This is a genomic window from Patescibacteria group bacterium (assembly GCA_040390045.1).
Lineage (GTDB): Bacteria > Patescibacteriota > Minisyncoccia > Phycocordibacterales > SIBU01 > SIBU01.
Window position 1 is genome coordinate 254,194 of record JAZJZC010000001.1, and the last position, 19,009, is coordinate 273,202.

Consider the following 19,009-nt stretch of genomic DNA (forward strand, 5'->3'; position numbering starts at 1 on the left):
GTTGAAAAAGAAAAGAAATATAATTAAAAAATATAGGCGATGGTCCCGTAGTAGAAATTGGCTTCGCTATTCAATCAAAAAATAACAGTATGAAAAAGTTTAATTTACAAATTTTAGTTTAAAATAATTTGGTGAAGTTTGCGTATTAGCAAACCAAGCCAATTTTCACTACGGGATGGAAAAAAATTCCAAAATTTATGTTGCTGGACACCGAGGACTGGCGGGGTCGGCAATAGTTCGCAAACTGATTGCTGAAGGCTTTACGAACCTCGTGCTCAAAACGCGATCTGAACTCGACCTTCTCGATCAAAAAGCTGTCGCTCAATTTTTCGAAAAGGAAAAACCGGAATTTGTTTTTTTGGCAGCCGCGAAAGTCGGCGGCATCATGGCGAATAACACCCACCCCGCAGAATTTATTTATGAAAATTTGGTGGTTCAAACAAATGTCTTGCACGCGGCTCAAAAAAACAACGTGCAAAAATTAGTATTCCTTGGAAGTTCCTGCATCTACCCGCGTCTCGCTCCGCAACCAATCAAAGAAGAATATTTTTTGTCAGGACCTCTGGAGCCAACAAATGAAGCCTACGCCGTGGCGAAAATTGCCGGCATCGTGACTTGCCAAGCCTACCGAACAGAATATGGCTCAAATTTTATTTCAATTATGCCAACCAACCTGTACGGACCAAATGACAATTTCGATCTAGAAAATTCTCATGTCTTGCAAGGATTGATTCGCCGATTCCATGAAGCCAAAGAAAGCGGGGCGCAGACAATTACCCTGTGGGGGACGGGCACCGCGCGACGAGAACTCCTTCAAGTTGATGATTTTGCCACCGCCGCACTGTTCCTCATGCAAAATTACAACAGCGGAGAGATTATCAACGTAGGCACGGGTACTGACATTTCCATAAAAGAACTTGCTGAAAGCGTGAAAAAAATTGTTGGATTTTCTGGTGAAATTTTGTGGGACACAACGAAACCCGACGGTATGCCAAGAAAACTTCTCGATGTTTCTAAAATTCACAAACTCGGCTGGAAACATTCCGTTGCCCTCGAGGACGGCATCCATGACACATACGAATGGTATGTCAAAAACGTAAAGTAAAAAATGAAAAACTAAAATGAAGACGTTAATTATTAAACCAAAAAAAACTTTCAGCCTTGAGGACATCAGGGAAGTTTGGCGTTACAAAGAGCTGCTGGTTTTTTTCGTTTGGCGCGATATCAAAGTTCGCTACAAACAAACCATTGTCGGCATCGGCTGGGCAATTTTCCAACCGTTTATGACCATGGTTGTGTTTAGCGTTTTCTTCGGCAAACTGATTCAAGTGCCTTCGGACGGCATTCCCTATCCAATTTTCGTCTACACTGGACTTTTATTTTGGCAACTATTTGCATCTGCGTTAGGCGATACTTCCAACTCACTTATTTCCAACTCAGCCATCATCACCAAAGTATATTTTCCTCGAATAATTTTACCCCTCGCTGATACTGCCAACAAATTCGTGGATTTTTTCTTTGCCAGTTTGGCTCTCATTTTCTTAATGTTCCACTATGGATATATTCCAGATCTCGCTGGAATTCTTTTGATCCCCGTACTGCTTATAATTACTTCTGCTACGGCAGTAGGTGCAGGACTGGTGCTCGCGTCAATCAACGTGAAATACCGAGACGTCAGATATATTCTGCCATTTTTTATGCAACTGTTGCTTTTTCTCACACCCGTTATTTACCCTTCAAGTATCGCTGGAAAATATAGTTGGATCCTTTCGCTCAACCCAATGACAGGCGTGATCAAAGCGGCACGAGCAGGTATTCTCGGCACAGGGCCTATTGGGTGGAATTCCCTGGCAATTTCAGCCTTCATGGCAGTGGTATTTTTAAGTATTGGAATTTATTTATTCAAAAAAACTGAACGATATTTTGCCGATATTGTATAAATGTATGGACCCTATAATTACTATAAAAAATATTGGTAAGCGCTATAACATCACCGGAAGAAAAGGTGGGTATGTTGCCCTGCGAGATATTTTCTCTGAGTATGTGCGACATCCGTATAGGAGTTTGAAGCACATCGTGAAATACATTCTCGGAAAAAATCGCAATGAAGTTTTTTGGGCACTGAGAGACATTAATTTCACCGTCGAAAAAGGCGAAGCCATCGGAATCATTGGACCAAACGGCGCCGGCAAATCAACCTTGCTCAAAATTCTCTCGAGAATTACTCCGCCAACAGAGGGTGAGATTCGCATTCAAGGTAGAGTCGCATCGCTTCTCGAGGTAGGAACAGGCTTTCATCCGGAACTTTCTGGCCGCGAAAATATTTATCTCAACGGCGCCATTTTAGGCATGACTCGAAAAGAAATTGCTGGAAAAATAGATCAGATCATCGAATTTTCCGGAGTGTCACAATTCATTGATACTCCGGTTAAACGCTATTCATCCGGAATGTACGTTAGGCTAGCCTTCGCCATCGCGGCCCATATTGAACCTGACATTTTAATCGTTGACGAAGTGCTTGCCGTCGGCGACGCTGAATTCCAAAGGAAATGTCTCGGCAAAATGGATGAAGTGACTCGCGTTGGGCATCGAACAGTAATTTTTGTCAGTCACAATATGGATGCTATTAGTAGACTCTGTACCAAAACCATCCTTCTCGATAAAGGAAAAATAATTGCCGCCGGAGACACCGATGAAGTCATCGGAAAATATTTGAGCGCCGGATACAATTCTGCCACACACCTGCCATTCCCTATTAAAGATCGAGAAGTAAATTTGCATAGCTATTCAGTACAGCAGGATGGAAACGAAACCCTAACCATTGCGGGCGAGAAACCTTTCAAAGTGCACGTGGATTTTTCAATTGAAAAAATGCTGCGTTCGTTCAGAGCGGGAATCTTCGTAAAAAATATTATGGGCACCGTCATTACGAGAACTTTTGTGCAAGACTACGCCCGTGAGTTAGAAGAAATCGCTCCGGGAAGATACCGCGCGGCAATTGAAATCCCTCCGGGACTTTTGATGACAGGCGAATACCACCTTGAGCTTAAAATTTTCTGCCTTGGTATCACCAATTTCTTTGAAGACGAACACATTGAAAAAAATATCACGGTGTATTCACCAAAAAATTATAACGAGGTTCGCTCAAAAAATACCGACCTCCGAGGTTACTTTTTAATACCAAGTAAGTGGGAAACAAAAAAGGAGTAACCTCGTCATGACGAACGATTCAAAAAAATTAATCCGAGTGAAGGTCTCAACTTCAAGTCCTGCCGTGCCTCACATTAAAACGACACCGGGCTCCAAAGGAGTTGTTGGAAATTTCCAATTTTTCATCGATCAGGATGTGAAAGACGTCGATTGGTGGGTGGTGGTGGACGGATTTCCACAAAAAGAAACTGCTTCGTGTCCAAGAGAAAATACCATTCTCATCACTCAGGAAACCGAAGTGGTCAAAACCTACAGCCAAAAATACATTGATCAATTCCATTGGATAATTACTAGCCAGCAAACTCTCAAACACCCGAGGCAAATTTTCACCCAACAAGGCCATCAATCCTATCTGTTTCTGAGGCGGCGAGAAGCGGGGCAAAGCCTCGAAAGTTTTCAAGCACAATTTAAAACCTACGACGAGCTCCGCGCTCAAACGCCCGCTGACATTCCAAAATCCAAATTGCTCTCAACGGTTATTTCTCAAAAATTACGCACAGAAGGTGCTCAAGCGCGACACCATTTTGTGATGGAATTACGGAAACACTTCGGTGATCGGTTTGATATTTTCAGTAATAAACTCGCAGACAACAGTCAAAATGTTTTTGGTCCGGAAGCCAAAACCACGCCCTACAAATGGGATGCGGTTGCGCCATATAAATATTTGCTTTCGATTGAAAACAGTTACGCTCCGAACTGGTGGACCAATCACCTCTTCGACGGCTTCATCGCTGGCGCCTACCCTATTTTTTACGGCCATCCATCTGTGTTTAATTATTTCCCAAAAAATTCTCTCACCTTAATCGACATCAATGATCTTCCCGGATCAATCGCCACCATCGAAAGGGTTTTCTCAGAAAACTATTTTGAGAAATACCAAAAAGAAATTTGGGAGGCACGAAGACTTGTCTTGGATAAATATTATCTGTTCGGCATGTTGGCTGAAGAAATAGCAAAACTTCCCGCTGGAAAAAATCCAACACGCATTACTCTTTTCCCCGAGCAGAAACCGTGGCTGAAGAAAAAAATTGTTGAAACATTGCGCGGAAAAGGAGTGTTATATACCATACCAAGGAAGTTATATAGAATGTATCGAAAAATCCGTTATGATTAAAAATAAAAAAATTGTGGCGCTCATACCTTTGCGCGGAGGGTCAAAATCAATCCCGTACAAAAATATAAAAAACTTAGGAGGAAAACCTCTGGCTTTTTGGGTATGCCAAGCGGCTTTAGAATCAAAATACATTGATGCGGTGTATGTTTCGACTGAGGATGAAAAAATTAAAAAAACTATTGAAAATCTCAAACTTCCTATAAAAATTATAGACCGACCGGAAAACCTAGCGACCGATGTTGCAACTGACGAAGCGGTCCTATTGCATGCGATACAGGAAATTAAATGTGACATCTTGATTGACCTCCACGCCACTCACCCTTTGACTGACGCATCACATTTGGATTCCGCTCTGGAAAAGTTTGTTAAAGGGGGTTATGATTCGATGCTTACAGGAGTGCTATTTAAAAACTTCTACTGGACACGAGAAGGTGTGCCGCTCAATTACAATCCCTTGAAAAGACCGATGCGACAACAGTGGGAAGGCACGGTGACCGAAAATGGCGCGTTTTACATCACAACTCCAGACACGCTCCGAACGCACGGAAATTTTTTAGGAGGAAAAATAGGCATTTATGAAATGCCGAAGGACATCTACGTTGATATCGATGAACCGTCGGACTGGGAAAAGGCGGAAAAAATGTTCGCTTTAAAAAAGGTGACCAAAAACGATTAAAAAATTAGCGCACAAAGCATGAAAAATAAAACCATAAAAATAGGCGATCGAATAATTGGGGAGAACCAGCCAGCCTTTATTATTGCCGAAGCTGGCATCAACCACAACGGCCATATTGAATTGGCAAAAAAATTGATTGATCTTGCGGTTACCGCCAGGGCTGACGCCGTAAAATTTCAGATGCGGGATTTTAAAACTCTCTACACCGATAATGCCTGGAACAACACGAAACATGAAGATATTGCTTCGCAGTATGTTTTATCGCTCATTCGTGAATCGGAACTCTCTTTTGATAATTTTAAAGAACTTTCTCGATACGCCAAATCAAAAGGAATTATATTTCTCTGTACGCCGTTTGACGTCGCGAGCGTTGATGCTTTGGAAAAATTGGGCGTACCTGCGTATAAGGTTTCGAGTGGTGACATGGTGAATTTTGAATTACTTGAATATATCGCCAGCAAAAACAAACCGATGCTTCTTTCGACCGGTATGTCCACCTTCGACGAAATAGAAAAAACCGTCAAACACTTGGATACTCTTGGCGCCGAATATATTTTGCTTCATTGCAACAGCACCTACCCAACCCCCGGAAAGGATATTAACCTTCGATTTATTCAGATTCTTAAAGAAAAGTTTGGCGGCATTGTCGGCTATTCCGGACATGAATTGGGAATTGCGGTAAGCACTGCGAGCGTCGCCCTAGGTGCCAAAGTAATCGAGCGCCATATTACTCTTGATCACACCATGAAGGGGCCCGACCACGCAGTCAGTCTTGAACCAGCCGGCATCGTCAAACAAGTTCGAGATATTCGCTATCTCGAGTTGGCCTTACAAGGTGATAAAAAATTCATCACTTCAGGAGAATTCATGAATCGTAAAATTATGGGCAAAAGCCTGGTGGCTAAAGCCGCCATTAAGAAGGGCGATACGATTACCCGTCAAATGGTAATCGCCAAAAGTCCCGCCAAAGGTCTTTCTCCACAAAAATTGTACGAACTTGTTGGCACCAAAGCCCTTCGGGATATTCCGAAGGAAGGTTACTTTACTGAAGAGGATTTAGGCAAAAAAAAGATTGATAGAACTTTTTCCTCAAACAGAAAGTGGGGGCTCATTGTCCGCCCACATGACTTTGAAGAGATGATCGAGGGTCTTAAGCCTTCATTTGTAGAGTTCCATTTCAGTTCACATGACTTAAAAAATCCGATTGTCCTCAAAGATCATCCCGAACTAGAACTGATTGTTCATGCGCCTGAACTCTGGGGAGATGAGCTGCTTGATTTTTCTTCAACTGATCCTGCCACCATTAAACATTCAATTAAATACATCAATGACCTCTTGAACACTGTCCGTTCAATGCGTAAACATTTTGGGAAAACTCCTCCAAAAGTAAAAGTGGTGCTTCACCCGGGTGGCATGAGTTTCGATCAATTTGTTACAAAAAGTGAGCGCGCAAAAATGTACACCAAGCTCGGTAATGCTTTGAAAAAAATTGATCAAACCGGCATCGAGCTTCTCTTGGAAAATCAAGCTCCCCTGCCATGGTATAAAGGCGGATCGTGGTTTTCCAACACCTTCATTGACGCCGATGAAATATTTGAGTTTGCGAAAAAACACGGCTTCAGTCTCTGTTATGATAGTAGCCATGCGCAGTTGTACTGCTCATTAGCCAAAAAAGATCCGATTGAATACTTCAAAACTCTGAAACCCTTGGTTAAACACGTTCACCTCTCTGACGGCATCGGTACTGACGGTGAGGGCATTCAAGTAGAAGAAGGTGATGTGCCGTGGAAATTACTCATGCCGGAAATCCTAAAAACGGATACAACAATCGCCCCAGAAATCTGGATGGGACACCGCAACAATGGCGAAGGGTTTATTACAGGACTCAAACGACTGAAAAAATATGGGTTATAATCCCGTAGTAGAAATTGGCTTCGCTGTTTGCTACAACAAACTTAAAGTATAATATGAGAGTTTCAATTACAAAACTTAGCTTAATCTAAATTTGGCGAAGTTCGCTTCACAGCAAACAGAGCCAATTTTCACTACGGGATGAAAATTTTAAACCAATTTAACAGCGATGACAGTTTTCTGTACGAAAACGGTTTTTATCTCACCGCCAAACCAGACCGACTTGGAAAACTTTTGGCGCACTACGAGCTCTACAAAAAAATTGCTGATTTGCCCGGCGCTATCGTTGAGTGCGGCGTATTTAAAGGCGCATCACTCATCCGCTTCGCCACATTTCGAAATTTGTTTGAAGCAGAACACTCGAGAAAAATCATCGGCTTTGACATGTTTGGAAAATTTCCAGAAACTAAATTTAACGAAGATAAAAAATACCGCAAAAAATTTATTGACACTGCAGGCGAAGAAGGAATTACAGAAACTGAGCTTACGCAAGTCTTTGAACTCAAGGATTTGAAAAATTATGAATTGCTAAAGGGAGATATTAACAAAACGGTTCCTGAATACATAAAAAATAATCCGCACTTGAAAATTGCCCTACTCCACATCGACACCGACGTCTACGAACCCGCAGTGACCATCCTCCGTGAAATGTATGACCGCGTCGTCCGCGGCGGCATCATTGCCTTTGATGACTACGGCACCTTCCCTGGCGAGACCAAGGCCGTCGATGAATTCTTCAAAGACAAAAAAGTTTCGATTAAAAAATTACCTTTTTCTCACATTCCCTCTTTTATCGTAAAACCGTAATGAAAAGTGGAGCTGTAATAAAACGAGGTGGAACAGATACTGAGAGACTCTATCTTGAGAGCCTTGATTTTAAAATGCCAACCGGAGAAAACGTGCAGGTCACAAAAACAGCAAGTGATGTCCCCGGCTACAATATGAAAGAGCATATTGCGCGACATACGGGGCGATACGCGCTTTTAAATCTATATGGCAAACCAGGGAACACCGTACTCGATTTCCCTTGCGGAAGCGGCTATGCATCTAAAATTGCAAAAAATCTCGAGCTCAATTACGAAGGAAAAGAATTCGACCGGGTAACTGTCGAGTATGCCCGGCGCCTCTACGGCGCAGAACACATTACTTTCAATGAAGGCGATTTTACAAAACCAAACCTTTCAGAAAAAAGCTTTGATATAATTGCGTGCATAGAAGGACTCGAACACATGGAGCAAAAATACCAACTTCCTCTTATCCAATCTTTCTATAAAAGCTTAAAAAAGGATGGAGTACTCATTGTCAGTTCCCCGGAAAATCCAACCGGAAAATCCGGACCGAGCATAACCAACAAAGATCATATTTGGGAGTTGACTAGAATCGACTTTAGTAAACTCCTGTCTAAAGTTTTCGGAGAAAAGAATGTTGAACTTCTGAGCTACAAAGCCCGATTAAGTACTGGAGTAATCTCGACCTGCTTCTATGGCGTCTGCCATAAAAACTAATCCTTTTGCTACCATGAGAACCGTCTTAAAAAAAATCCCGATACTAGGAAACCTTTTAAAAAAAACTGGTGATATCCGCCGTGCCATAAAAGACTCCTTTAATTCCTACAATTTTTACCGACGTTACAAAAAAATTCTTAGGGCGAACGAGGTCATGGCTGGAAGCGCAAGGAATAAACGCGTCTTCATACTAGCAACTGGCCCCTCAATCAAATCACAAAATCTTTCGATACTGAAAGACGAAATCTGCATCAGTGTCAGTAATTTTTTTGTCCATCCGGATTTTAAAACCATCCTTCCTAAATATCACGTATTTGCCCCATCACACGACCCAATTCCAGACTCTCAGATTGTCCTCTGGTTTGCTGACGCCGAAAAACATTTCCCTGAAGGCCAAGAAGTTTTTGTGGCACTTCACGACAAATTCTTGGTAGATGGAAATAATCTTTTTAAAAAACAAAAAGTTCGGTACTATCAGATTGATTACGCCCGCAAAGGAAAAATTGAAAAAATAGATTTCACCAAACGTATTCCAGCCATTCAAACCGTGGCCCATCTCGCTACCTACCTTGGTTTGTATTTAGAACCTCAGGAATTATATCTTTTAGGAGTTGATCACGATTGGATATTGCATATCGACAAAGGTAGACATTTTTATGAAGAAGAAAAAAGTGTACTTGTCCAAGGCATTCCCCAAAAATCCCCAGTTCAAAAAGATCTAGAAGATGAGTTCCGAAACTATCTCAATTTATGGCATCTATATAAAAATATTCGCGCCTACGCCGCTAGCCACGGAGTAAGCATTAAAAACGCCACTCCGGGCTCTTTACTCGACGTGTTCCCGCGAGTGAACTTGGAAACTCTTTTCGAGCGTAAATAATTTTTATGAACCAGAAACCTCTTTCACTCTCCGATCCAATCAGTTTCGTCATTCCGGGCTTCAATTGCGCCTCAACAATTCTTGAGTCTATTGAATCGATCATTGATGGTAACTGGACAGAAGGAGATGAACTTATCATCGTGAACGATGGATCAACTGACAACACTGAAAACGTGCTTGCCGAAGCTAAGAAAAAATATCCGTTTATTAAAGTTTTCAATGAAAAAGAAAACCGTGGCTGCCCTGCGGCCCGAAACATCGGCTACACGCATGCCAGTCACGAAATTATCTTCAACCTTTATTCTGACGATGTGTTAGTCCCTGGAAGTGTGGCAAAACTAAAAGAGTACATGATCTCCGAAAATGCCGACATTGCCGGTTTTGAAGAATATCGCTATTTTAAAGAAGAAAAAAATGGCAAGAAAAAAATTACTCATCGTTGGATGTGTAGACCGGGAGTTTTATCGCTACCAGATTTTCTCGCAGGCGATATAAACCCAGGGCCAGGGGGAAACTTCATGTTCATTAAACAAATCTGGAAAGATGTTGGCGGTGTTTGGGAATATGGAAAAGGTATGCACGAAGCCTGGGGTTTTACACTTAAATGTCTTATGGCAGGAGCCAAGTTTGTCGTCATGCCAAAAAGTTTTTACTTTCACCGATACGGCAGTAATTCCCTCTTTGTTCGCGAAGCCGAAAAAGAAAATGAGGTGTCACTCATGGCAACCAAAATGATTACGCCGTACCTCGATCGACTAGAACCAAGCGACAAGGCTTACATCCAAAGTGAGGAAGGCAGCAAAAATTGGTACAGCTCACTTGACCGCGCTCCCATTCGACTTAAAGGCGAACCGTTCGGTAAAACGGGTGTTATTGTTGTGGCAACTGACGCTCGATTAAAAACTCTGGTCTTGAGAAAAATTAAAATTGCCTACCCTATCTATCGACGCGCTAAGGCCTTACTCTCACGAACCAAATCCTACGTTCGGTTTATCAAACAATTCAAATCGTTTCAAAAATCAAATTCTCGATTTGTAATGAGCTGGAAAGAACACCGAGCTTTTTTACGAGACGCCGATAAAAATTTTAGTTTTGATCGCCACTATGTCTACCATCCGGCATGGGCAGCGCGTGTCTTAAAAGAAACCAGCCCCCAAGAACATGTTGATATTTCATCGACCGTTCACTTTTGTTCAATCGTCTCAGCTTTTATTCCGGTGAAATTTTACGACTATCGAAAAACTGATATCCGGCTCTCAGGCCTCTCTTGTGGCGAAGCTGACTTATTGAAATTACCCTTCGAATCAAACAGCCTTCAATCACTTTCCTGCATGCACACCATAGAGCACATTGGCCTTGGCCGCTATGGCGATCCAATAGACCCTGATGGAGATCTTAAAGCCGTTGCCGAACTAACTCGAGTATTGGCAAAAGGTGGCACACTTTTATTCGTAGTACCAATTGGAAAACCGAAAATTATTTTCAATGCCCACAGAATTTATTCGTATGATCAAATTCTTACCGCTTTCAAAACTTTGACCTTGAAAGAATTCTCTCTAATTCCAGAAAAACAATCAGCCGGTGGAATTATAAAAAATGCCACGAAAGAAAGAGCCGATCAGGAAGACTACGGCTGCGGTTGTTTTTGGTTTACAAAATCGTAAAAACTATTTTCTTCGAGAGCTTTTCTTTTTTTGAGCGTTCTTTTTAAAAACTAAAATGTTGTAGTATTTTTCGGCTGAAAATGAAAATTTCGGACCGATATTCTCGTCGAGTTCTTCGAGAATGGATTCGATACTCCCTTTCGGCTTAAACCCTAAAATTTTCTTGGCTTTGTCGATCAACACTTTGTAGTTACGTTTATCCGGAACATTTTTCACTTCAACTTCCAATTTCTTGCCGTGTTTCTCCGCAAAATGTTTGCGAATTTTTTCGCCGACTTCTCCGACAGTGAAGTTACCTGAAGAAATATTGAAAATGCCACTGACCGAAAGTGGTGCAGAAACCGCGAGCACATAGGCGTCTACCGCGTCCGCAATCGTAAGAATCGGCCTCCAAATACCTGGGTTATTCACCGTAATCTTTCCGATCGTCTGTGCCTTCATGTACATCGTGTTGACGATAAGATCAAAACGCATGCGTGGACTCCATCCGGAAATGGTACCTTTGCGCAAACTGATTACTGAAAAATTTTCATCTTGAAAATACATCACACCAAATTCCCCTTTTCGTTTTGAAATACCGTAGGGATACAAACTGGTTGCTACGTCCTCCTCATGTAGTGGTTTGTTGTCAGTGAAACCGTACACCGAACCGGAACTGGCGTAGATAAAACGCCCGACGCCCGCGAGTTTCGCAACGTAGGCAAGATAGGCTGGAGCCGCGCCGTTGTAAATAAAATTTTGGGACGGCGAAAATTCCGCCATCGGATCATTCGATAATCCCGCCAAAAAAATCACTTGGTCAAATCCTTTCAAACTCTCAACATCAATATCGAAAACATCTTTCTTAATGACCGGTACGGATTTTGGCAAATTATTACCAAACCACAATAAATCGAGCACTGTAACTTTATGGCCTTCTTGCAAGAGTTTAGGCACAAGTCGTGAACCGACATAGCCTGCGCCACCGGCTACTAAAATTTTTTGTTTAGCGGACATTTAAAGTTTTGAAAAATTCTTCAAATGAATTGATCAAGTGCTTCATATGTGGATCGAGCAGACCATGATTGCATCCGATAAGAAATCCGTTGCGCATAATGTTGTCAGCCACAGGGTACCCACCGGTGAGTTTCTTGGCCTCGATATTTCTAAATCCAGGCTGGCGTAAAATGTTTCCGGTAAAAATTGGTCGTGTTTGAATATTTTTCTCTTCCAGAAACTTAGTAATCTCCATTCGAGTAAACGGCGCTCCATCACGAATGGTCAGTGGAAAGGCGTGCCAAAAAGTTTCCGCTTTAGGGTGAGCTTTCGGCATTACAAAAAAGTCTTCATACTTTTTGAAAAAATCCAAAAGCATCTTGGCATTTTTTCTGCGGCGAGCAACAAATTGAGGAAAACGTTTCAATTGCTCAAGACCAAAAGCGGCGTTAATTTCTGTCGATTGAAAGTTATAACCAAGTTCGCTAAAAACAAATTTAGCATCGTACGGCATGCCATCGAGATCTCCGGTAAAACGTTTCTTGAGTTCTTCAGACTTTTCGTAAAAACCAAAGAGCGTTGATTCTCGTCCCCAGTTGGCTTTGATCAGGGCCTTCTTAGCTAGGGCACCATCGTGAAATGACACCAAGCCTCCTGCGCCAGCAGTTGTAATAACATGCGCCGCATAGAAACTCGTGGTAGAAATGTCAGAGTAGGTTCCGGTTGGACGCCCAGCAAACTTTGCACCAAGCACGTCACATGAATCTTCAATAAACCAAAGTTTGTGCTTCCGTGCAAAAGCCTGGAGCTTCCCGAGATCCGCCATATTTCCCATAAGCGAGGGAATCATAATTGCCTTAGTTTTTTTAGTGACCAAACTCTCCATTTGATCGAGATTTATCTGATAGGTTCCTTCTACGACGTCGGCGAAGGCTGGTACCAAACCAAGTTGAACCAAGGGAGCGACGGTGGTTGCAAAGGTTAAAACCGGAGTAATAACTTCACTGCCACGTGGCAAATTAAGCGTATCAATTGCTAAAAAATTGGCTGAAGATCCGGAGTTGAGCAGGATGCCAAATTTCTTCCCAAACATTTTGGAAATTTTCTGCTCGAAATCGCGGACTCGTGGACCGCTGGCAATTTTGGTTGGATCCTTCAAAACATCATTTACAGCCTTGATTTCTTCCTTTCCGTAGACAGTTAAAAGGTATGGAACTCGAATGTCTTTATGTTTCATATAATTTTGCGTAATCATAGCAAAAGGGTGCATCCTTTTCAATGAAATGCTTTTCCGAGGATTTTCTGAAAAAAATTATAAAATTTGCACTAATATTTTCCTAAAACTTTTGAATCAATGTCAGCAATTTCAGATCGCCCCGTAAACAACATCGCTCGTTTCAGTTCTGAAGAAAATTTGTTGAAAGTCGTTTCCACACCCTTTTTTCCACCACCAATAACGCTGTAAAGCATTGAACGTCCAACAAGAACCGCATCGGCTCCAAGAGCCAAGTACACGAACACGTCGTAACCGTTTTTCACTCCCCCGTCCACCAGAATTTTTATTTTTCCTTTCAATTTCTTAGCAATGAGCGGCAAAATATCCGCCGTCCCTAAAGAATAATCGATTGACCTACCACCATGATTGGAAATCACAATCGCATCGAAACCACTTTTGTATGCAATCACAGCATCTTCAACACTCATAATACCTTTTAAAAACATCGGGCCAGAAAAGAGTTGCCGTATTTTTTTTAATTCTTTCGCATCTTTTCGAGTAACCTGCCCAGTTTCTAAAAGTTTCCCCGCCGCGCCATCAAGATCAATCCCTATCGCGGTCACCCCTGCCTTTTTTAATTTTTCAATTCTTTCTTTGAGTTTCTCAAAATTTCTTGGCTTGCACACAGCGATTCCACCAACACTTTTTATTAAATCCGGCACAAGATACTCCGAACTGGTATCAAAACCATCGCCGCACATACCGAGTGTGCCAGCATCTTTAGAGCCTTCGAGAATCGCTTGATGAAAATCTTTTTCTTTTATAAAGTCTTTTAAGCTAGTTTTAATTCCGCCCATCGAAGCTGGCAAAATAGGAAATGCTAATTTGACGCCGAAAAGTTCCACAGAGGAGTCCGGTGTAAAATGCTTGCCAAGCAAACAAATTTTAATAAAATATTTTGCGAGAGCTTCTCGATTTCGCAAAAATGTCACGCCGCCACCAACCGCACCGAGCCCCGGCACACCCGCTTCAAGAATTTTTCCACCATATTCTCCGGAAGACTCGACAATTCCTTGTTTTGCCAAAATATCTTTACCTTTTTTTATAATTTCTTCGGAGGTCATATTAAAAACCGAACTTTTTAAAATGTTCGATCGTGCGGTCAAGGCCTGCATGAAGAGAAACTTTTGGTCGCCAGGAAAAATGGGAAAAGGTTTCCGTCATGTCTGCCTGCCAAACATCACTGTCATAAGAAACAGAACGAAATGTTCCCCACTTCACTTCACTTTTAGATTGGGTTTTTTGAAGAATGTGAGAGACGACATCTCCGATTGAGGTTCGAACGCCAGAGCCAATATTAAAAATTTCTCCTTTATATTTTTCCGCTTTATCAGCCGCCTCGAGCAAGAGCTCAACAACATCCGAAACAAAAACAAAGTCGCGCGACACCGTCGGCCGAGTCAGAGCAATTTCTTTACCGGCTAATGCCTGAGCAATAATTTTTGAGGTCAGTCTTTCTTTTTCATTGGCTGGACCGTACGGAGTAAAAAGTCTCAAGGTTACAATAGGCTTGTTCTGCGCTCGAGCCAAAGCTTGTCCGTACAGCGTAGCGGCAAGTTTGGTGACACCATACAACTCTCCAGGCTGACAAATTTCCGATTCAGCGATCGGATGATCTTTAAAACCATACTCGAGAAAACTGCCCATGCTCACAAAAAAATCGTACGGTAGAGATGCAGTCGCTTCAAATAAGTTTATAGTCCCTAAAACATTTGTCGCAATAATCGTTCCATTATCCGCCCCCACACCACTGACCACACTTGCCACACCAAGATGAAAAATTCCTTTTGGCTTAATTTTTTTTACAATTTTCTCAATCGAAGCTTTGTCAGAAAGATCACCGTGATGAACAGAAATTTTAGAGATGATGCCTTCAAGTCGCCAAAAATTTGAAGCGGGACGAGCTAAAACATGCACCTCGAAACCGCGCTCGACAAGTGCGTGCACCAAGTGAGACCCAACGAAACCCGTCCCGCCGGTCACGAGAATTGGACCGCTTAATTTAAATTTTGAAATCTCTGACATAGAAGTCTCAATAGAGTAACACAAGTCTCAAAATTTAGAATAGAAAACTGCCCCGATTCGCCTTGCGAATCGGGGCAGTTTTCTTGACAATCTTATTAATTCGTGCTAATAATATTCCAGATTCCGCAAACAAAAGAAGTTCAAAAAATGAAAAAAACCGGTTTAACGACCGCAGAGGCCGAAACCCTCGCCGAACTCCTCACCAAAGCCAAATTCCCCCTCCCCAAGGAAGTCTTCGACGCCTGGACAGAGACCCTTCCCACCGGGGCTTTCGAGCTCTGCATCACTCGAAAAACTTCTGATGGCCTTGAAGTTTTCATGCTCCAGCGGCCCGGAGATGACAAGCACTGGCCGTTTGAATGGCACATACCCGGAACAGTCCTACGAGACAAAGACACCTACCCGAAACTCTTTGGCCGCCTGATGAAAAGTGAAATTGGTGGCGGAAATTTCGGGAAACTCCGCCCTGTCGGAACTCGCATTTTTCCGAAGGGCGAAGGTCTGTACCGGTGTCGCCGTGGCCACGAAACCGCCCTACTTTACACAGTGGAGTTTCTCAAGGGAACCACTCCGGACAACGGCTGCTGGTTTCCAATCGACCAGCTCCCTAAAAACACTGTCTCCTTCCACCACACCCTCGTGGCGATGGTTCGGAAACATCTTGGGGTCTGAGCCAACCTCACATCACACGAAGACTTGCACCTTTTGGAGCAAGTCTTTTTTATTTGAGTTATACTTATTGTCATGATTATCATCAAAATCGAAGGGGGGCTGGGCAATCAGATGTTCCAATACGCGCTCGGGCGCAATCTGTCTCTGACTCACGGAAAAAACTTTAAAATCGACACCTCCTATCTACGAAAAAATAATCAAAGTGGCAGAACCTTTAGACTCAGCGGATTTAAAATTGTTACGACCGAAGCCACCAAAACCGAAATCAATCGCTACCGTTCGACATTAGAGAAATTTTTCGACCGTATTCGCCCGCGACCAAACAAGAAAAAAGTGCTTGAACTCAGCAACACCTTCGATCCTGAGGTTTTGAAACGCACCGATGGCTATCTTGTCGGCCACTGGAACGACGCGCGGTATTTCGAAAGTTCTGAAAATACCATTCTCGAAGATTTCAAACTACAGAAACCATTCGGAGCGGCGGCGGAAAAAATGGCCAGTTTTATTTTTGCCCAACCAGAAGCCGTTAGTGTCCACATTCGCCGCGGAGACTATGTCTCAATTCCAAAAATCGCTGACGTCCACGGCGCTCTCCCACTTTCCTACTACGCCGAAGCCTGCGAAATCATCATGAAGAAAAAACCAAACGCTCATTTTTTCATCTCTTCAGATGATATTGCATGGGCCAAGAAAAATTTTCCTCCACACTACCCCGCCACATTCATTTCCGATCCAGAAATTCCTGATTACGAAGAAATGACACTCATGAGTTTGTGCAAACATCACATCATTGCCAATTCTACTTTCAGTTGGTGGGCAGCCCGACTCAATCAGAAAAAAGAAAAAATAATTATTGCTCCAAAAAATTGGTTTCGAGATACCTCGAAAGACGCGAGCAATCTAATTGCCAAAAACTGGATTCAAATTTAAATTGATATTTAGGCGCTTGTATACTAAAATCCAGTCTATTATATGAAAATTTTAATCACAGGAATTGCCGGCCTTTTGGGTTCTCGACTGGCTGATTGGATTTTGGAAAACACCGAGCATACCGTTGTCGGCATCGATAACTTAAGCAGCGGCTATCTTGAAAATGTCCACAAAAAAGCCACGTTCTACAATCTAGATTTAAACGATCCTAAGCTCGACGAGATTTTCCAGAAACATAAACCCGATTACGTTTTTCACTTCGCCGCCTACGCCGCCGAAGGTCTTTCGCCATTCATCAGAAAATATAATTACACCAACAATCTCGTGGCGACCGCCGGCGTCGTCAATAATTGCATCCGACACGATGTAAAAAGATTAGTATTCACTTCTTCGATGGCAGTCTATGGGAAAGGCAATCCACCATTTAAAGAGACTGACGAGCCAAACCCTATCGATCCGTACGGCGTAGCAAAACACGCCTGCGAACGCGACATTCAAATCGCCGGCATTCAACACAATCTCGACTGGTGCATCATTCGTCCACACAATGTGTATGGCATCAAACAAAACATTTGGGATAAGTATAGGAATGTTTTGGGCATTTGGATGTTCCAACATTTAAACGGAAAGCCTCTAACTATTTTCGGTGACGGTGAGCAAACACGAGCGTTTAGCTATATTGACGATTGTTTAGAACCACTTTGGAAAGCGGCGATCGATCCCCGCGCGTCAAAACAAATTATCAATTTGGGAGGTACTAAAGAAATTAGCATCAACGAAGCGAGCAAAATTTTACTGGAAGTCATGGGTGGCGGAACCATCGAACACCTTGAGCAACGTCACGAAGTAAAAGATGCGCATCCAACCTGGCAGAAATCTGTCGAAATTCTTGATTACAAAGATGTCACCTCTCTCAAAGAAGGACTCGCGACCATGTGGCAGTGGGCCCAGAAACAACCGATGAGGGAACAATTTGTCTGGGAAAAATACGAAATCGAAAAAGGTATGTATTCGTTTTGGAAGAACAAAAAGTGATTCTTTCTGTCTCTTCTCTGACTTGAAAACTTTATAACTTTAAAAACTTTATGAACTCGAGAGTTAGCGTCATCATGCCTGCGTACAACGCGGAAAAATATATTCGCGACGCGGTACAGAGTGTACTTGCCCAGTCTTTTAGAGACTGGCAACTTTTTATCGTTAATGACGCCTCAACAGATGGTACAGGAAAAATCCTGGCTGAATTTTCCGGAGAGTCTCGCATTAAAATTATTAACAACACACAAAATCTCGGCTCAGTGGTTTCGAGGAATGTTGCGTTTGCTCAAATTCAATCTCAATACGTGGCAATCCTAGATGCCGACGATCTCGCGGAGCAAACACGCTTCGAAGAACAAGTACAATTTCTCGATGCTCATCCTGATTTCGGACTGGTAGGATCGTGGACGAAAATCATTGATGAAAGTGGCCGCGCCACTGGGCAAATTGGCCGTGACACCACCCCTGCTGAAAAAGCTCCGATCAAACTCCTCTTCCACAATTTTTTAGCGTTTTCTTCGGTGATGATGCGGCGTACTGCCATGCCGGAAATCCCCTTCACCGAAAACTCAGTGCCCGCAGAAGATGTCGATTTGTATTGGAAAATGATTCACCAATGGAAATTCGCCACCCTACCAAAAGTTTTAATCAGCTACCGCTCGCACCCAAAAGGTATTTCCAAAGTGTACGCGGCAAAAAAACAAGAGGTGATGGACAGGCTAATCAGGGCAGAACTTAATCGTTTCGGCATCGAGCCAACAGCGGAAGAATTACAAATTCATCGAACCAATTACGGCTACGCGGGTGCCGACATCGAGCAATTCCTCAGCAAACGAGAGCAGTGGCTTTTGAAACTGATTGAAAAAAATCGCGAGGCAAAGATTCATCCTGAAAAAATCTTCTCTGAAGTGGTTGCAGAAAAATGGCTTGAGAGTTGCGACGCCAATGCTCGGTTAGGTTTTAAAACCTGGAAAATTTTTCAACTCTCGCCACTTTCTCAGAAAATTTCATGGCTAAAAAATGGCAAAATGTTATCGAAATTCTGCGTAAAATGCCTGCTGTCAAAAGATACAATATAGTTTGCCTTTAGAAAAATTCTACGTTAGAGTATGGTACTGATTTTAGAAAGTAAAGAC

At 42.6% G+C, this 19,009-nt stretch carries 18 protein-coding genes; 14 read left to right on the forward strand and 4 right to left on the reverse strand.

Going from position 1 to position 19,009, the window contains the following annotated elements:
• The first annotated feature begins 175 nt into the window (after nt 1–175).
• The 10 genes from V4467_01460 to V4467_01505 all read left to right on the forward strand — a co-directional run bounded on the left by V4467_01460 (nt 176) and on the right by V4467_01505 (nt 10,960).
• Nucleotides 176–1,105, forward strand: coding sequence for a GDP-L-fucose synthase (locus V4467_01460; protein ID MES2087640.1), 930 nt, complete (start codon nt 176–178; stop codon nt 1,103–1,105).
• A gap of 16 nt (nt 1,106–1,121) precedes the next feature.
• A complete protein-coding gene (locus V4467_01465) occupies nt 1,122–1,940 on the forward strand; it encodes an ABC transporter permease (protein MES2087641.1) in 819 nt (272 codons plus the stop codon).
• A 4-nt stretch (nt 1,941–1,944) separates the two neighbouring features.
• Nucleotides 1,945–3,210, forward strand: coding sequence for an ABC transporter ATP-binding protein (locus V4467_01470; protein ID MES2087642.1), 1,266 nt, complete (start codon nt 1,945–1,947; stop codon nt 3,208–3,210).
• A 7-nt stretch (nt 3,211–3,217) separates the two neighbouring features.
• Nucleotides 3,218–4,324, forward strand: coding sequence for a hypothetical protein (locus V4467_01475; protein MES2087643.1), 1,107 nt, complete (start codon nt 3,218–3,220; stop codon nt 4,322–4,324).
• Complete coding sequence (locus tag V4467_01480) at nt 4,317–5,000, forward strand: acylneuraminate cytidylyltransferase family protein (protein ID MES2087644.1); 684 nt, start codon at nt 4,317–4,319, stop codon at nt 4,998–5,000. The genes V4467_01475 and V4467_01480 overlap by 8 nt, the downstream gene beginning before the upstream one ends.
• An 18-nt stretch (nt 5,001–5,018) precedes the next feature.
• Nucleotides 5,019–6,914 (forward strand): N-acetylneuraminate synthase family protein, encoded by a 1,896-nt coding sequence (locus tag V4467_01485; GenBank protein ID MES2087645.1) that lies wholly within the window; start codon nt 5,019–5,021, stop codon nt 6,912–6,914.
• A gap of 138 nt (nt 6,915–7,052) precedes the next feature.
• Nucleotides 7,053–7,718, forward strand: coding sequence for a TylF/MycF/NovP-related O-methyltransferase (locus tag V4467_01490; GenBank protein MES2087646.1), 666 nt, complete (start codon nt 7,053–7,055; stop codon nt 7,716–7,718).
• The gene (locus V4467_01495) at nt 7,718–8,416 is read left to right on the forward strand and encodes a class I SAM-dependent methyltransferase (GenBank protein MES2087647.1); all 699 of its coding nucleotides are present in this window, start codon (nt 7,718–7,720) and stop codon (nt 8,414–8,416) included. The genes V4467_01490 and V4467_01495 overlap by 1 nt, the downstream gene beginning before the upstream one ends.
• Before the next feature lie 13 nt (nt 8,417–8,429).
• Entirely contained in the window at nt 8,430–9,296 is an 867-nt protein-coding gene (locus tag V4467_01500; GenBank protein ID MES2087648.1) for a hypothetical protein, read from the forward strand.
• A gap of 5 nt (nt 9,297–9,301) precedes the next feature.
• Nucleotides 9,302–10,960: a glycosyltransferase gene (locus tag V4467_01505; protein ID MES2087649.1), complete on the forward strand. Its 1,659-nt coding sequence runs from the start codon at nt 9,302–9,304 to the stop codon at nt 10,958–10,960.
• A gap of 3 nt (nt 10,961–10,963) precedes the next feature.
• On the opposite strand, the gene V4467_01510 is transcribed toward V4467_01505, so the two are convergent.
• The 4 genes from V4467_01510 to V4467_01525 all read right to left on the reverse strand — a co-directional run bounded on the left by V4467_01510 (nt 10,964) and on the right by V4467_01525 (nt 15,236).
• The gene (locus V4467_01510; protein MES2087650.1) at nt 10,964–11,956 is read right to left on the reverse strand and encodes an SDR family oxidoreductase; all 993 of its coding nucleotides are present in this window, start codon (nt 11,954–11,956) and stop codon (nt 10,964–10,966) included.
• Complete coding sequence (locus tag V4467_01515; GenBank protein ID MES2087651.1) at nt 11,946–13,172, reverse strand: aminotransferase class I/II-fold pyridoxal phosphate-dependent enzyme; 1,227 nt, start codon at nt 13,170–13,172, stop codon at nt 11,946–11,948. The genes V4467_01510 and V4467_01515 overlap by 11 nt, the downstream gene beginning before the upstream one ends.
• A gap of 89 nt (nt 13,173–13,261) precedes the next feature.
• A complete protein-coding gene (locus V4467_01520; protein MES2087652.1) occupies nt 13,262–14,275 on the reverse strand; it encodes an alpha-hydroxy-acid oxidizing protein in 1,014 nt (337 codons plus the stop codon).
• A 1-nt stretch (nt 14,276) separates the two neighbouring features.
• Nucleotides 14,277–15,236, reverse strand: coding sequence for an NAD-dependent epimerase/dehydratase family protein (locus V4467_01525; GenBank protein MES2087653.1), 960 nt, complete (start codon nt 15,234–15,236; stop codon nt 14,277–14,279).
• 147 nt (nt 15,237–15,383) lie between these two features.
• Here V4467_01525 and V4467_01530 point away from each other — a divergent pair, with 147 nt between their 5' ends.
• From V4467_01530 to V4467_01545, 4 genes are all read left to right on the forward strand, one after another.
• Complete coding sequence (locus V4467_01530) at nt 15,384–15,908, forward strand: hypothetical protein (GenBank protein MES2087654.1); 525 nt, start codon at nt 15,384–15,386, stop codon at nt 15,906–15,908.
• 72 nt (nt 15,909–15,980) lie between these two features.
• Nucleotides 15,981–16,838: an alpha-1,2-fucosyltransferase gene (locus tag V4467_01535; protein ID MES2087655.1), complete on the forward strand. Its 858-nt coding sequence runs from the start codon at nt 15,981–15,983 to the stop codon at nt 16,836–16,838.
• Nucleotides 16,839–16,880: 42 nt separating this feature from the next.
• Nucleotides 16,881–17,873 (forward strand): NAD-dependent epimerase/dehydratase family protein, encoded by a 993-nt coding sequence (locus V4467_01540; protein MES2087656.1) that lies wholly within the window; start codon nt 16,881–16,883, stop codon nt 17,871–17,873.
• A gap of 50 nt (nt 17,874–17,923) precedes the next feature.
• On the forward strand, nt 17,924–18,952 hold the full coding sequence (locus V4467_01545; protein MES2087657.1) for a glycosyltransferase family 2 protein: 1,029 nt from the start codon (nt 17,924–17,926) through the stop codon (nt 18,950–18,952).
• Nucleotides 18,953–19,009 lie beyond the last annotated feature (57 nt).